Origin of the sequence: Halalkalibacter akibai JCM 9157 (genome assembly GCF_000513135.1) — a bacterium.
Taxonomy (GTDB): domain Bacteria; phylum Bacillota; class Bacilli; order Bacillales; family Bacillaceae_D; genus Halalkalibacter; species Halalkalibacter akibai.
In genome coordinates, this window is the sequence record NZ_BAUV01000068.1 from 1 (window position 1) to 14,511 (window position 14,511).

Annotated in this window: 17 protein-coding genes and 2 pseudogenes; 15 read left to right on the forward strand and 4 right to left on the reverse strand. The window is 38.0% G+C overall.

Features of this window, described 5'->3' with window-relative positions:
* Window positions 1–60: 60 nt before the first annotated feature.
* The 5 genes and pseudogenes from JCM9157_RS24760 (at window position 61) to spsC (ending at window position 4,435) form a co-directional block, all read left to right on the forward strand.
* Entirely contained in the window at window positions 61–201 is a 141-nt protein-coding gene (locus JCM9157_RS24760; protein ID WP_035668037.1) for a YuiA family protein, read from the forward strand.
* 200 nt (window positions 202–401) lie between these two features.
* Window positions 402–720: pseudogene (locus JCM9157_RS21055) on the forward strand (YuiB family protein).
* Between the two features lie 263 nt (window positions 721–983).
* A complete protein-coding gene (locus JCM9157_RS21060; protein ID WP_235715067.1) occupies window positions 984–1,970 on the forward strand; it encodes a BMP family lipoprotein in 987 nt (328 codons plus the stop codon).
* Window positions 1,971–3,623, forward strand: coding sequence for a methyl-accepting chemotaxis protein (locus tag JCM9157_RS21065; RefSeq protein ID WP_035668039.1), 1,653 nt, complete (start codon window positions 1,971–1,973; stop codon window positions 3,621–3,623).
* Window positions 3,624–3,712: 89 nt separating this feature from the next.
* The gene (spsC, locus tag JCM9157_RS21070; RefSeq protein WP_035668041.1) at window positions 3,713–4,435 is read left to right on the forward strand and encodes a stationary phase survival protein SpsC; all 723 of its coding nucleotides are present in this window, start codon (window positions 3,713–3,715) and stop codon (window positions 4,433–4,435) included.
* Between the two features lie 53 nt (window positions 4,436–4,488).
* Here the strand turns inward: spsC and JCM9157_RS21075 are convergent, their stop codons facing one another.
* Together JCM9157_RS21075 and JCM9157_RS21080 are read right to left on the reverse strand one after the other, a co-directional pair.
* Entirely contained in the window at window positions 4,489–5,301 is an 813-nt protein-coding gene (locus JCM9157_RS21075) for a cobalamin-binding protein (protein ID WP_035668043.1), read from the reverse strand.
* Window positions 5,302–5,327: 26 nt separating this feature from the next.
* The gene (locus tag JCM9157_RS21080) at window positions 5,328–5,804 is read right to left on the reverse strand and encodes a divergent PAP2 family protein (RefSeq protein ID WP_035668045.1); all 477 of its coding nucleotides are present in this window, start codon (window positions 5,802–5,804) and stop codon (window positions 5,328–5,330) included.
* A gap of 229 nt (window positions 5,805–6,033) precedes the next feature.
* Here JCM9157_RS21080 and JCM9157_RS21085 point away from each other — a divergent pair, with 229 nt between their 5' ends.
* The 5 genes from JCM9157_RS21085 to JCM9157_RS26165 all read left to right on the forward strand — a co-directional run bounded on the left by JCM9157_RS21085 (window position 6,034) and on the right by JCM9157_RS26165 (window position 10,677).
* Complete coding sequence (locus JCM9157_RS21085; RefSeq protein WP_035668047.1) at window positions 6,034–7,506, forward strand: leucyl aminopeptidase; 1,473 nt, start codon at window positions 6,034–6,036, stop codon at window positions 7,504–7,506.
* Between the two features lie 242 nt (window positions 7,507–7,748).
* Window positions 7,749–8,264, forward strand: a complete 516-nt coding sequence (locus tag JCM9157_RS21090) for a TRAP transporter small permease (protein ID WP_035668050.1) — start codon at window positions 7,749–7,751, stop codon at window positions 8,262–8,264.
* A gap of 41 nt (window positions 8,265–8,305) precedes the next feature.
* The gene (locus tag JCM9157_RS21095) at window positions 8,306–9,574 is read left to right on the forward strand and encodes a TRAP transporter large permease (protein WP_035668054.1); all 1,269 of its coding nucleotides are present in this window, start codon (window positions 8,306–8,308) and stop codon (window positions 9,572–9,574) included.
* Window positions 9,575–9,629: 55 nt separating this feature from the next.
* Window positions 9,630–10,241, forward strand: coding sequence for a TRAP transporter substrate-binding protein DctP (dctP, locus tag JCM9157_RS26160; protein ID WP_369384787.1), 612 nt, complete (start codon window positions 9,630–9,632; stop codon window positions 10,239–10,241).
* A 49-nt stretch (window positions 10,242–10,290) separates the two neighbouring features.
* Window positions 10,291–10,677 (forward strand): type 2 periplasmic-binding domain-containing protein, encoded by a 387-nt coding sequence (locus tag JCM9157_RS26165; RefSeq protein ID WP_369384789.1) that lies wholly within the window; start codon window positions 10,291–10,293, stop codon window positions 10,675–10,677.
* Between the two features lie 64 nt (window positions 10,678–10,741).
* Here the strand turns inward: JCM9157_RS26165 and JCM9157_RS21105 are convergent, their stop codons facing one another.
* On the reverse strand, window positions 10,742–11,206 hold the full coding sequence (locus JCM9157_RS21105; RefSeq protein WP_035668056.1) for an Hsp20/alpha crystallin family protein: 465 nt from the start codon (window positions 11,204–11,206) through the stop codon (window positions 10,742–10,744).
* An 82-nt stretch (window positions 11,207–11,288) separates the two neighbouring features.
* Between JCM9157_RS21105 and JCM9157_RS21110 the strand changes: the two genes are divergently transcribed.
* From JCM9157_RS21110 to JCM9157_RS21120, 3 genes are all read left to right on the forward strand, one after another.
* The gene (locus JCM9157_RS21110; protein WP_035668058.1) at window positions 11,289–11,498 is read left to right on the forward strand and encodes a hypothetical protein; all 210 of its coding nucleotides are present in this window, start codon (window positions 11,289–11,291) and stop codon (window positions 11,496–11,498) included.
* A 61-nt stretch (window positions 11,499–11,559) separates the two neighbouring features.
* Window positions 11,560–11,883, forward strand: coding sequence for a hypothetical protein (locus JCM9157_RS23665; protein ID WP_148296935.1), 324 nt, complete (start codon window positions 11,560–11,562; stop codon window positions 11,881–11,883).
* 10 nt (window positions 11,884–11,893) lie between these two features.
* Window positions 11,894–12,193 (forward strand): hypothetical protein, encoded by a 300-nt coding sequence (locus tag JCM9157_RS21120; protein WP_035668060.1) that lies wholly within the window; start codon window positions 11,894–11,896, stop codon window positions 12,191–12,193.
* Here the strand turns inward: JCM9157_RS21120 and JCM9157_RS21125 are convergent, their stop codons facing one another.
* The gene (locus tag JCM9157_RS21125) at window positions 12,194–12,388 is read right to left on the reverse strand and encodes a hypothetical protein (RefSeq protein WP_035668062.1); all 195 of its coding nucleotides are present in this window, start codon (window positions 12,386–12,388) and stop codon (window positions 12,194–12,196) included.
* Window positions 12,389–12,553: 165 nt separating this feature from the next.
* On the opposite strand from JCM9157_RS21125, the gene JCM9157_RS21130 reads away from it, so the two are divergent.
* A complete protein-coding gene (locus JCM9157_RS21130; RefSeq protein ID WP_035668064.1) occupies window positions 12,554–12,802 on the forward strand; it encodes a hypothetical protein in 249 nt (82 codons plus the stop codon).
* Window positions 12,803–12,973: 171 nt separating this feature from the next.
* A pseudogene (locus JCM9157_RS21135) lies at window positions 12,974–14,292 on the forward strand (Na+/H+ antiporter family protein).
* Window positions 14,293–14,511: the final 219 nt, after the last annotated feature.

A 14,511-nucleotide genomic window follows, 5' to 3' on the forward strand; every position in this document is an offset into this window, starting at 1 on the left:
ATATTTTAAGAATTCTGATAATATCTTCTTATTACAATAAATGGTCAAGGGGTGGAGAGAATGAGACAATTAAATAAACATAATCATGCTGAAACTTGTCCATATTGTGAGGGTACAGGTTACTTCCAGCTTCTATTAGGTGGCAGTGAAACATGCGATCAGTGTAAAGGGAATGGTGAAAATCACCAAACAAAATCATAAAAAAGCTCAGTTAATGAATAGAGCGATAAAAAGATAGAATATGTTAACCTAAAGCCTAGTCAAGGTTTTAGGTTGTTTTTATGTTTAGAATAAGGCTTTAGCAAAAAACTCTTTCAAATTGCCACAAAGATGTCATGACAATAAGTTGACTTCAAAGTCCCGTGTTAAGTAAACTTAATAAGAATACGGGGGTGCAAGAAGTGAATTTACCACAATTATTAATTTCGATGGTACTTTTTTTAATTTTATTTTTTGGAATCGGTTTTCTATTTAAATATGGTTTTACGTTCAACGTGGGTTATGGCTTTCTTTTATCCCATTATCGTGATATTAATTGTCGATGATGTCGGCTTTTTTGATTATTTTACGGCACCAGTTTCCTCCTTTCAGTTTTTATTGGCTGACTTAGTTTCTCTACATTTTGTAGACATCCTTGTTTTAAGCTCTGGTTTTGTTGGAGCCATAATTGCAGGAATTGTCATAAAGATGCTCAGAGTCAGAGGATATCAAATGTTTTAAATACTTCACGCAAAAGCTAGGGGAACCTAGCTTTTTTTATGTCATTTTATAAGTATTTTTTTTCTAGGAAAATATACTGTTGGTGAAAACTAAGTGGAATGGAGCGGAAGGCACTTGACTCCTGCTCGAGCCTTTTATAAAAAAACAAAAAATTGGTAATATATAAACTTCACTAATTCTCTTAACCTACAGCAAAAAAATTCCGATGTAATAGCTATGCGATTTATACAACACAAGAATTTGCGTGAAGAGGAGATGAGAAAGTGAATAAATTCATTGCCGTTTTAGGATTGATGATTATAGCTTTAATCACAGGTTGCCAGCAGGAATTGGTGGTTGAAGAACAAGAGAGATTAAGCATTGGTATTATGTTGTCTGACGTCGGACTTGGCGATCAGTCATTCAGTGATGCCGCTTTTCAAGGCTTAATTCAAGCTAGAGATGAACTTGGAATTATTTTTGATTATCGTGAGCTTGAGCAAATGGGAAGCTATGAGCAAGGATTACAAGAATTAATAGATGGTGAACATGATCTCATTATCGGGTTAGGGTTTATGGTGAAAGATGATTTAGAAGCAAAAGCTGAACAAAATCCTGATCAGCAATTTGTTTTAATCGATGATAGGTCTGAGTTACCGAATGTCATCTCAGTAACTTTTAAAGAGCACGAGGGCAGTTTCTTAGCTGGTATTGCCGCCGGTTTGGCAACTGATTCGGGAGTAGTCGGTTTTGTCGGCGGGGCAGATGTACCGTTAATCAATAAATTTAAAGCTGGTTTTGAGCAAGGTGTTAAAAGTGTTGATAGTAGCTATCAAGTCCTAGTTGAATATGCAAATGATTTTGGTAGCGTTGGAGTAGGTCAAGAGATTGCTAGAGATATGATTGATAACGAAGCTGATGTTCTTTATGCTGCAGCAGGATTAACAGGAGTCGGCGTTTTAACAGAAGCGCAAGCACAGGAAATCTATGCAATTGGAGTAGATTCTGACCAATACTTTATTGCAGAGAAAGCCGTTATTACTTCTATGATGAAGTATATTGATGAAGCGGTGTATCAAGTCGTAATAGATTTTGTATCAGGAGATTTATTGAATCAATCTAACATAGAATTAGGACTTCAAGAAGCTGGAGTTGGACTTGCGCCGTTTCGTCTTGTAAATGAGGAAAGCTATCAAAAAGAAGTAAGTAAGTGGAGTGAGGACATTGTTAGTGGCTCTCAAAAGGTTGAGGAAGACGGGGGGCGTAATTAAATGAAATTAAAACATAAGCTTTTATCACAGTCAATCGCTGTCTTAGTTTTAGCTTTAATGCTTGTAGGGTATATTCTTATGAGTATGATTTCAATCCAATCTTCGAATCGTGAGTATGCTCATGTATTAATTGGAGTTCAAAGATTAGATGCTGCTGTTGTGACGGGTCAGCAAAGTTTAAATAATTATGCCTATAATCAAACAGAAATGAACCGTAATGCGGCAGTTGGTCAACTTGGTCAAATAAGAGAACGGGTGAACGAACTAGGAAATGCGCTAGCTGGTGATGTGAACGAACCTATATTTAAACAAGTTGAAGAGAAATACAATCTTTTAGAAGCGGGTGCATTAACGGCACTAGAAGAAAGAAATAGTACGGAAGTTTTACGTCAATCTGTTAGATCGTTAGGGATATTGAATGATCTTCATTTATTAAATCTTGAAACCACGGCTTATTATGAGGCGCTAACAGAACATTCAAATCTAGCTTTGCAGCGGTTAATTATAACGACAATTATAAGCAGCATTTTACTTTTAGTAGCGGCTTTAATTATTAGTTTTTGGACGACAAAAACAATTACGGCACCAATTAGAAAGATTGCCGAACAAGCTGAGAAGGTTGCTTCAGGTAACCTAGTAGTTGAAGAAATGGAAGTAAAAACGAAGGATGAGATAGGAAGTCTAACTTTATCTTTTGTTAGAATGGTACAGCAACTACAATCCTTAATTTTCTCTTTACGCCAAGCTAGTGAGGAGATGTCTAGTTTCAGTGGCAATGTGAAAAAAGATACAGTTCACTTATTTGAAACAAGTAAACAAGTGATGGTCTCGACTGAGGAAATGGCAGCGGGGACGACAAGAGTGTCTGAGAATCTGCAAGAAGCTGTTGTTCATGTCGAGTCTTTAGAAAAAGCGTTTGATTCTAATGTGAAGGCGGTAGAAGAGGCTAATAACTATGGCAAAAAAGTCTCTACTGCTGTGAAAGAAGGCGAAGCGGCGGTAGAAGAACAAAGAGAGCTTTCTCAAAATAGTAAAGAAGCTTCTTCGCTCCTTTCTTATTCTGTGCAATCTCTTTCTGAAAACGTTCAGTCGATTCAGAAAATGGCAGAGCTTGTTGCTGGTATTTCAGAACAAACGAACTTACTAGCGTTAAATGCAGCTATTGAGGCAGCGAGGGCAGGTGAAGCTGGTAAAGGGTTTGCTGTTGTAGCCGATGAAGTGAGGAAACTTGCAGAACAGTCTGCTGAGGCCACTCGTTCTATTTTCACAATGACGAATTCAATTGAAAGTAAAATGGCCGAAGCGAAGGAAGCTGTTTTAAACGGCGAGTCGATTCAGAGTCAACAATTCGAGATTATGAAAAAAACAGAGACTGTGTTCCATGCAATTGAAACAGGAATGGCTAACATGACGAAACTCCTTGATAACTTAAATGAATCAACAAAAGGTTCTACTGAAAACGTAAAAGACGTTTTAGAGATTGTTGAAAGCATTAGTGCGGTAACAGAACAAACGGCAGCCGGAAGTGAAGAAATTTCGGCTTCAAGTACGGAACAACTAAAATCTACAAAAGAAATTGTTGAAAGTATTGAAAAAATAGCAGAGACAAGCTTACAACTTGAAGAACAAATGAAGCAATTTAAAACGAAATAAATGTCTATGTAGATGTAATTAATCTGATTGTTTAAATTTTCCATTAATTTAATTGTATAATTTCCCTTCTCTCTGGAAATGCTGTTTTCATGAGAGGAGTGAAATTTGTGGTAATCTTGAAAACATTTAGTCGTAGGTTTATAATGAGCGGCTTGTTTGTGATCGCGTTATTCACAACGTTTAATACTTTTTCGGGAGTTAGTGCAGCTGAATTACAACAATGGATGTTAAATTATATGGAATCAAGTTCAGAGCCAGAAATCTATACTGCGAGAGATAATGCCTATAAAGGAACTTCTTTACGTTCTAGAGCTTTACCGGCAATGAAAACAGAAGAACAGTCGATGTCACAGGATGTAGTTGAGTCAGCGCCTGTTGCATTAGAAGATGCCATAGACTGGTCACAATATCCATCTCAAACAGTTGTAGCTACAGGCTATACGGCAGGATACGAGTCTACAGGGAAAAATCCGGATCACCCAGCATACGGTATTACTTTTTCTGGAGTTCAAGTTAAACGTGACCTTTACTCCACGATAGCAGCAGATCCTAGTGTATATCCAATTGGAAGTGTGTTATTTATCCCTGGGTATGGTTATGGAGTTGTAGCAGATACTGGCTCTGCGATTAAAGGAAATAAAATTGATTTATATTATGATACAATTAATGAAGTGTTTAATGAATGGGGTAAGCAGCAAGTTGAAGTCTATTTAATTAAAAAAGGTAACGGCAAGCTGACAGAAGAAGAGTTAAAAAGTATGAACGAAAATGATGCGGTACAAGTATTCCGAAATCAACTTAATAATGGATAAGAAAAGAGGATTATCTCAAAACGTCAAATGACAACTTTGGATAATCCTCTTTTCTATTCACTCAAAAGTAATGGATCCATACCATCATCATTAGGCATGATATCAGGATGGAGAATCGCTGCTAATTTTTTTAAACCAAGCAATAGCCGCGGCGATGGTCGGCAATAAAGTTCTTCTTCAAGTATGAGTACTTTGTTTGCTTGAAGAGCTTTTAGATCAGGCCAATCAGGACGTTTCCATAGTAATTCAGGTTTCACTTTTTCTGTATGAATACCAACCCATGCTAAACAAATATAATCAGGATCTTGTTTGCAGACATCAGCCCAATCGGTTTGAACACTAGCCAGTTCAACATGATCATAGACGTTACGTCCACCAGCAAGTTGACTAATTTCTGTTAACCAATTCGTTTTTCCAGGCGTGAAAACGGGTTTTGGCCACCACTCCCAATAGAGACTAACAGCTTCAACCATTTTTGCTTTTTGTTTATACGTATGTAAGATGTCTTGATAAAGTTGAGCTGTTTTTTCTGCTTCAACTTCTTTGTTAATACGTTTGCCGAGGTCTAATAAGTTTTCAATAATTTCTTTTAGCGAGTTAGGATTGTAAACAACATGTGGAATGCCTCTTTTTTGGAGTTCAGCTACATTTTTCTCCATACCAGGTACACTTAGAGAAGCTAAGACAAGATCTGGTGCTAGTGCCTCCACCTCATCCATTCGAATAGACAAATCTGGCCCGAGTCTCGGAAGATTTTTAATAGAGAGTGGCCAATCAGAAAAGTCATCAATCCCGACTAGATCATCTGTTGCTTGTAAATAGGCAAGAAGTTCTGTGTTACTTGGACATATTGATATAAGTCGCATCAATTAATCTCCTTTCTAAAAGAGATTTAGTGAATAATTACATGAAGAGTTATCGTCAGAAAAATACCTAAAAGAGCCCCGAAGAACACTTCGATTGGTTGATGGCCTAACAATTCTTTTAATTCTTTACGTTTTTCTGTTTCTTCTTTTTGAGGCCAAGATTTAACTTCATCGACTAACTTATGAAAATCACTTACAAGTTGGTTAATATAAGTTGCATGATATCCAGCATGGCGTCTGACACCTGTTGCGTCAAACATAACAATAATCCCGAATACAGCTGCAATGGCAAAAACAGAGGAATCAAGACCAAATTCTAGAGCAATCGCTGTAGATAAAGCCGTAACAGCGGCAGAATGCGAACTAGGCATTCCCCCTGTACTTGTAAGTAAAGACCATTCTAGTTTTCGTGTTGCAATATAAGCGAGTGGGACTTTAACAAATTGTGCAAAGCCTATCGCAAACAAAGCAGCCCATAACGGGAAATTTTGAAAGATTTCCATTGTAGATAAAACGTCCTTTCTAAACAAGCGAGTATAAACCTTTATACCTTTTAAGAGGTTAGTTAAAACTTCTTAAAAACAACACTAAGATTGTCATTCATTATATCATATATCTAGCTTCTTTTTTGTTAGTGTTCGTTAAGCAAGAGAATTTTATTGCAAAAAAATCATTCGTTGTTCGAAATAAATTGTATAATAGAGTTGAGACATTTATAAAGGAGTGATTGGAATGTTTACTGTTTTAAATACGTTCACAGCTGAAACTGTGCACGATGCTGTCGTTGTTGGTGTATTTCAAAATGAGCCACCGAGTCAAGAGATTAAACAGGTAAATGAACTTTTACATAATCAAATTCAAAAGCTAACAAAAAGGAAGTTCCGTTTAGAAAAGCTTTATACGCTCGGTCAAATACAAACAGAAGTTGTATATGTGGTTAATCTAGGAGAAAAGCAGAATTTAACAGCAGATCTATTGCGTGAAAAAATGGCTTTGGTTGGAAAACAAGTGCGTCTTGATAAAGTAAAAGAGTTAGGTGTGATCTTAAAAACGTTCACGTCAGATGCTGTGCTTGATGAAGAAGCTGCGGTTTTAACTGGAGAAGGTTTAGCACTAGGTTTATATGAGAAAGTGGATTACAAAGAAAAAACAAACGAGGTTGATGTCACAGTTAAAGAAGTGACATTATACGGAGAAAATAAGGAATTGCTCGAGGAAGCGGCAACTGTTGGATACATATACGGAATGGGCGCCAATCGAGCTAGGAAGCTTGTTAACGTGCCAGGAAATTTAATGACACCAACGGATCTTGCTGAAGAAGCGTTAGAATTAGCGCAATTACACGGCTTTGAAGTAGAAATACTTGAAAAAGAAGAAATGGAGAAGCTAGGAATGGGAGCGTTACTTGCCGTTGCAGCTGGAAGTGATCAGCCACCCAAGATGATTGTCTTAAAGTATATGGGCGATCAAACGTCGGACGAGCTTATTGGTTTTGTAGGAAAAGGGTTAACGTTTGATTCAGGTGGTATTTCCATTAAGCCACGTGAAAATATGCATACGATGAAAATGGATATGGGTGGAGCGGCAGCTGTTTTAGGCGCAATGGACATCATTGGTGCATTAAAGCCAAAAGTGAATGTGCTAGCAGTGATCCCGTCTTCAGAAAATATGTTGAATGGATCAGCACTTAAACCAGGAGATGTGATTCGCTCCTTAAGTGGAAAAACAATCGAAGTACGCAATACAGATGCAGAAGGTCGGTTAATTTTAGCCGACGGGGTAACATATGCTAAACAATTAGGAGCTACGTCACTCATTGATGTAGCGACATTAACCGGTGCCGTGTTAATTGCACTTGGAGATTGTACAACAGGGGCAGTAACCAATAATGAACAGTTAATGGAAGATGTGTTATATGCTTCAGCCGAGACGGGTGAATGGATTTGGCGTTTGCCTAATTATGAGCCGTACAAAAAAATGCTCTACACAAGTGATGTCGCAGATTTAAATAATGCACCAGGTCGTTTAGCTGGAAGCATAACAGCAGGTCTTTTTATTGGTGAATTTGCTGAAGAGACACCATGGGTTCATCTAGATGTGGCAGGAACCGCTTGGCAGTCAAAAGAAACCGACTTAGGACCACTTGGTGGAACAGGTGCAATGGCGAGAACTTTGGCGTTATTTGCGATAAATAAAGAAGCTTAAAAACAAAAGGTTTAATCCCGCGCTGGATTAAGCCTTTTTCCTTTTGGCTCGAGCATTCCAGAAGATATGAGCGCTGTTTGGAGGATTTCGCTAGTTCCGGAATGTTAGCTAGGCTTAGGCTAGATTTCGAGTTTTCAGACTATATTAAGGCTGTATATCGTGTTTGAGATGGGAAACATCTTCCAGTATGATGGTTACTATGTAGTTTATCCACTTTTAAAAAGGAAGGGGGAGATCATGAGTTGAACGTGTTGCGTTTGATTGACCGCTGGATGGTGAAGCTCGAAGAACATATTCTGAGTTATTCGATCATTTTAATTGCCATTATGGTTGTAGGGAATGTATTGAGTCGCGCCATCACGGGATCTAGTTGGGCTTTCTCACAGGAAGTAAGTAGGTTTGCTGTAACTGTAGCTACATTTATGGGAATCAGCTATGCAGCAAGAAAAGGTAGACATATAAGTATGTCAGCATTTTACGACCTAGCACCGTTTCCAATCCGAAAAGCACTTGCCATTTTTATTCCTGCTCTTACCGCTGTAGTTCTCTTCGTTATGTCTGTCTTTGCCTTTGATTACTTTATGTCGCTAGTTGCATCGGGACGTGTGACAACGGCCATGCAAGTACCTGTATATCTATTTGCCATGTTCGTTCCAATTGGCTTCGTTCTTGGTGGTATTCAATTTTTACGTAATATGTGGGTGAACATAAAAGAGAAGGAAGTGTATTTGGCTCAAGAGAAAAAGGATTACTCTTAACCAAATCTAACAAACTAAAAAATAGACTGCGAGGAAATAGAATGATAGCAACGATGTTAACAGTCATGATCGTGTTGCTCGTCCTCGGATTTCCAATGATGATTCCGATGATCGCGGCATCGATTGTTGTAGTGCTCTTCTTTATGCCGAATGTAAATCCAATGTTCCTTGTTCAGCAAATGATGGAAGGAATCTCTTCCTATGTTCTACTAGCGGTTCCGCTGTTTATCTTTGCAGCAGACATTATGTCTACAGGAAAAACATCGAAACGGCTATTAGACTTTGTTGGAGCGTTTGTCGGCCATTTACGAGGCGGTTACGCTATTACAACGGCAGCAGCTTGTACCTTGTTCGGATCCATTTCAGGTTCGACTCAAGCGACTGTTGTAGCGATTGGTGGTCCAATGCGTAAGAGGCTTCTATCAGTTGGTTATAAAGATTCAAGTGCAATTGCGTTAATTATTAATGCGAGTGATATAGCTTTACTAATCCCACCAAGTATCGGGATGATTATCTATGCTCTGGCTGCACCGCGCGTTTCAGTAGGAGATTTATTTATTGCTGGAATTGGTCCAGGTCTGCTCATCTTTGCGATGTTTGCAATATACAGTGTGATTCACGCCAAAATTTATAACATTCCAAGAGCGCCAAAACAATCATGGAAAGATCGTTATCAAGTAACGCTTAGAGCTCTATTCCCACTAGGGTTTCCAGCTATTATTGTTGGTGGGATTTACTTTGGTATTTTTAGTCCTACAGAAGCGGCCGGGATTTCAGTTCTCTATGCTTTAATTTTAGAGTTGTTTATATTTAGAACGATTAAAATTCCTGATATTCCAAGGATTGCGTTATCAACAGGTTTAGTAACGTCAGCTGTGTTCATTTTAGTTGCAGCCGGTCAAGCTTTTTCTTGGTTGATTTCAAGAGCTCGAATTCCACAAATGTTTTCAGAAGCAGTACTTGGAGCTGATCCAACTGCATTACAAGTGTTACTAATTGTAGCCATCTTCTTCTTTATCGGTTGTATGTTTGTGGATCCAATTGTCGTTATCTTAATTTTAACACCTATTTTTTACCCAGTTGCTATACAAGCAGGAGTCGATCCGATTCATTTAGGGGTTGTTATCGTCTTTCAAGCAGCACTCGGTTCAGCTACTCCACCATTTGGAGTCGATATATTTACCGCAAGTGCGGTCTTTAATAAATCGTATCTTGATGTTATTAAAGGAACACCGCCATATATCATTATGTTACTGATAGCATCCGTGTTAATCATACTATTTGAGGAAATCTCTCTCTTTCTATTATAGCTAAAAGAAGAGAAAACCTTTCTAATAGAATAAAAAAATAAACAGGGGGAATTTGATGTTTTTGAAAAAAAGTTTTAAAGCATTAGCTTTAGCAGGAGCAGTGTCACTCGGACTTGCCGCATGTGGTAGTGAAGGTGCAGGAGGGGACGGAACTTATAATTGGCAATTTGTCACGGAAGAAGTACAAGGTCAAGTTCAGTATGAATATGCTGCTGAATTTGCAGAATTACTGCATGAAAAATCAGATGGTCAAATCAATATTGACGTATTTGAGTTTGGTCAACTTGGTAGTGAGGTGGATCAGGTTGAGCAACTTCAAGACGGAATCGTGGAATTTGCAATTGTTTCACCAGGATTTACAGGTGGAATGGTAGCAGAAGGTCAAGTATTTGCTCTACAATTCCTATTCCCAGATGATCAAGAAAAAACTCAAGAAATTCTAAATACTAGTGAGGCCCTACATACACATTTAGCTGGTATGTATGAAGCTCACAACATTAAACCACTTGCTTTCTTCACAGAAGGTGCGATGCAATGGACAGGAAGCAACGAGCTTAGAACACCAGCTGACTTCCAAGGGTTTAAAATGCGTACGCAAGAATCACCTTTAATTATGGAATCTTACCGTGCTTATGGGGCAGATCCATCCCCTCTAAGCCTGGTCTGAGTTATACACTTCACTAGATCGTGGAGTAGTTGATGGTCAAGAGAATCCAATTTTCTTTATTGAAGACGCATCTTTCCACGAAGTACAAAGTCATATGACCATTTCAAACCATAACAACTATGTTGCCATGACGACAGTAAACCCTGATTTTTACAATGGTTTGCCTGAAGATATTCGTGCACTCATTGATGAAACGGTAGAAGAAATGCAACCACGTGTATTTGAAATGCAAGCTGAAATGAACGAAAGCTTACTAGACTCTATTATTAATGATACAGATAATCCGACTGAGGTTATTGAGTTAACAGAGGCTGAGCGTGAAGAATTCCGCACATTGGCACTACCAGTACGTGACTTCTTCCGTGATGAAGTAGTTGGGGACGAAGGTCGTGAAATGCTAGAATTACTCGAGCAAGAAATTGCTGCACATCAATAAATAATAAGGAAAAGGGGTGCTAAGATGTTACTTAGCACCCCTTTTTTTAGGCCTGCGATTTGATTCACCCTCGTTTAACTGCGATTTGGTGATAGTGGTCATCTTGAATTTTGGGAAGTCGAATTTCAAGTAACTGCTCCTTATATATGGCTTTAGCTGAATCTGAACGTACACAACTCGGCAGCTTGATTTTCTTTTGTTCTCCGGATGGCAAGCCATAAAGAACAAGATGGGTTGTATTTGCTTCCATGATTAAATGGTTTAATAGATCTTCAGCCAGTGGTATTTGAACAATGACAAAGCCGTGAAGTTCGATTATTTGTTCTTGTAGAGTAAAAATAGGTTTTGTTTGTTGGTAAGGTTGAGCGGTTCTCACATGTTGCTCACTTGAAGAGGGCTGTGTTAAGTCAGACTCAGGAAAATGTTGTGCAAGAACTTTTCGTACATAATCGCCAATGCCAGAGAAAACCTCATCTTTATTACCATTTTTAGTGAAATACTCTCGAACAGGGTCAAAGTTATTATCCATCATTTCCTCCTTTAAAAAGGTCATAAATGTACTGTGTTACCCCATATAGTAGTAAGAGTATATATAGAATGGGGGAGTTGAAATGGCCCGAATCAGGTTTAATCAAATTTATGTCGATAGTATTGAAAATTCTTCTGCTCTCTTAAATGGAAAAAACACTCCAATAAAATGGAGAGCCATCAAAAAAACAACTGAAGGCTTCGGTTCAATTGTCGGTGACGGTAACCAGATAACGAATAATCAACATATCATTTTTTCCAATAAGAAAGTCCAAAAGACAACTGACTACTAATTTTATGAGTTGGCTTAATTGGTTTTCTCGAAGTAAGAAAGAAGAACAGGTCATTCAAAGATTGGAAAAACTGGAAAAGTTGATTGAAACGTTAAGTGAGAAGGAAACGATCTACCATATCAATGTTGAAAAAATAGATGTACATGATCTAAAACTTGAAAATCTGACTTTTAGTTTAGACAAACTTGATATAAAGGATTTAAGTGGAGCTCTTAATTTAGGCAACAATTTAGGTGTTAGAGTAAATCAAGAAGATCAACTTGATAAAGATAAAGTCAAATTTAAGAAGGACCATCTAGTTAAGAAAAAACAAGCAGATCAGATCATTAAACCAAATCAAAAAGGATATACGTTCACCATTAAGCCAGACATAAAAGAAAAATAGGAGGGCGATTGTGACTTCATTCAACCCGAATTTCCTAATTGGCTCCATACGAATTGGAACGGTGGAAGGAGCTTCGTGCATTAACATCGGTAACAACTTTCCAACGGGGTTTGAAAGCTTTAAAAAGCAAACTCAAGGTTTCGGTAACATCACTGGTGATCATAACGAACCAAGTGATATAAAGTCTTATATGACAGATACAGATAATGAAAATGGATTCCTCGAGCAGCTGCAAAAAATGAACAACGATGAAATTCCTAATTGGATTAAAGAGATGATAATAGCTGAGTATCAAAAAGAGAGTAATTAATTAAAAGTCAGACTTCACAATAAGATCCACATTTCCGACTGCCCAGTTAGATTCTCCATTTAAACTAATGCCAGAAACGCTTTTCGTATTTGAATTCCAATTTATTTGCATATTTTCTCCAACAAAAATGCCTGAATTTGTATCTATTATGTTGACGTTAATGCTTTCAAAAATAACGTAGGAGTCTTTTTTCATTTTCAATCACCTCATTTTTAGTTTATGCACCAAAAATCCAAACTGTGCGTTTATCACCATGTTCATTCATCTGAATAGGTTATTATAGGTAGGTTTTATAGGTTATTGAAGATAAGCTATAGGTGAAGAAGTAGAACGGTGGATACAACTTAGGAGGAGATTTAGTTGGCAGTTAATAATTTATTTGGAGCAGTTAATATTGGGCAGATCAATTCAAATGGAGGAGTATTCATTGGCCATAACAATCAAGCAAACTGGGATACTCATCAAAATAGAAAACCAGCTGTAGGGATGGTAAATGGTTATTTTAATAATCAATCTGGAAATTTGGTTTCGTACATGGATAATGATCTTATAGATATGCCAGTGAATGAGATAGAAAATGTCCCTAGTGCTAACCCGCAAATTTTGTGAGAATCGTTTTGATTCAAAGACCCTTAGTAACAGATTTTAGTCTGTTACTAAGGGTCTTTGAAATCAATGAAGCTTTTTCCTGTTGACAACTATCCTAATATAATGATAGTTTAATTGAGTGCTTTAATATATTAGCGATTTAATAGGATAAAGGATTTGGAGTTGATTTTAATGAATGCAGTTTTAGCTGCAGTTGTAGTTATGTTAGTGTTAAGTTTAGTTCGTGTACATGTTGTGCTGGCACTTGCGGTTGGTGCAATTGTAGGAGGATTACTAGGAGGACTCGGCATTGAAGGGACTATTTCAACTTTTAGTGATGGTCTAGGTGGAAGTGCTTCTGTTGCTTTAAGTTATGCTCTTTTAGGGGCGTTTGCTGTTGCGATTGCTCGAACAGGGTTACCAGAGTTAATGGTAGAAAGAGTAATTAAATTAGTAGGTCGTAGTGGAGATTCTCGGAAAAAGGTTTATCAAAAGCTTTAATTTTCTTTTTACTAGTTATTGTTTCATGTTTCTCACAAAATGTAGTGCCGATTCATATTGCTTTTATTCCGATACTGATTCCGCCAATTTTAAAAATCTTAAATGAACTTGGAGTCGATCGCAGGGCGATTGCAACGATTTTAACGTTCGGTTTAACAGCTCCATATATCTTTTTACCTTATGGATTTGGTGCAATCTTTCATGGGATTATTGCCGATAACATGGCGGAAAACGGATTAACTATAGAACTTGCGATGATTCCAGAAGCAATGACTTTGCCAACGCTCGGGCTTGTAGTTGGATTACTCATTGCGGTTCTGATCACATATCGAAAAAATCGTACGTATGAAGCTCGAGAAATAATAGGAGCTCAGTCGGAGAAACAAGGATATACGACGTGGTCAGTCATCGCAGCTATTATTTCTATTGTTGCAACGTTAATCATTCAAACGATTACTGATTCCATGATTATCGCCGCACTAACGGGACTGATCGTTTTATTAATGAGCGGGTCTTTAAAATGGAAAGAAGCTGATCAGGTTGTAACAGAAGGCATGAAAATGATGGCATTTATCGCGTTTGTTATGCTAGCTGCTTCTGGTTTTGCCGCAGTCATTCGTGCAACAGGTCATGTCGACCTACTTGTCACTCAGACTTCATTCATTGTGGGCGAAAGCCAAGCCGCCGCCGCGCTAGTCATGCTTCTAATTGGCTTATTTATTACAATGGGCATTGGATCTTCGTTTGCAACGATCCCTATTATCGCCACTTTATTTGTGCCAATTGGTTTAGCAGCTGGATTCTCACCTTTAGCAATTATTGCGTTAATTGGAACAGCTGGGGCTTTAGGAGATGCCGGCGCACCAGCTTCTGATAGTACGTTAGGACCGACAGCAGGATTGAATGCTGACGGGCAGCATAACCATATTTGGGATACATGTGTACCAACATTTTTACATTTCAACATTCCATTGTTTATCTTTGGTTGGTTAGCAGCTATGTTCTTGTAAGAGCTATCTATCGTAAAGGGCAAGGTTTAAATACGGACCGACCTAAAGAGACAAAAATCATATTGATTTTTGTCTCTTTTTTATTGGCTTTGAGTGCTTCATCATCGTGATGAAGCCCATTTGAACTTCGGATAAAGCGAGAAAAGGTCTTCATCGGTGCTATGAAGCCCATTTGAGCTTCAAATAATGCGAGAAAAGGTCTTCATCGGTGCTATGAAG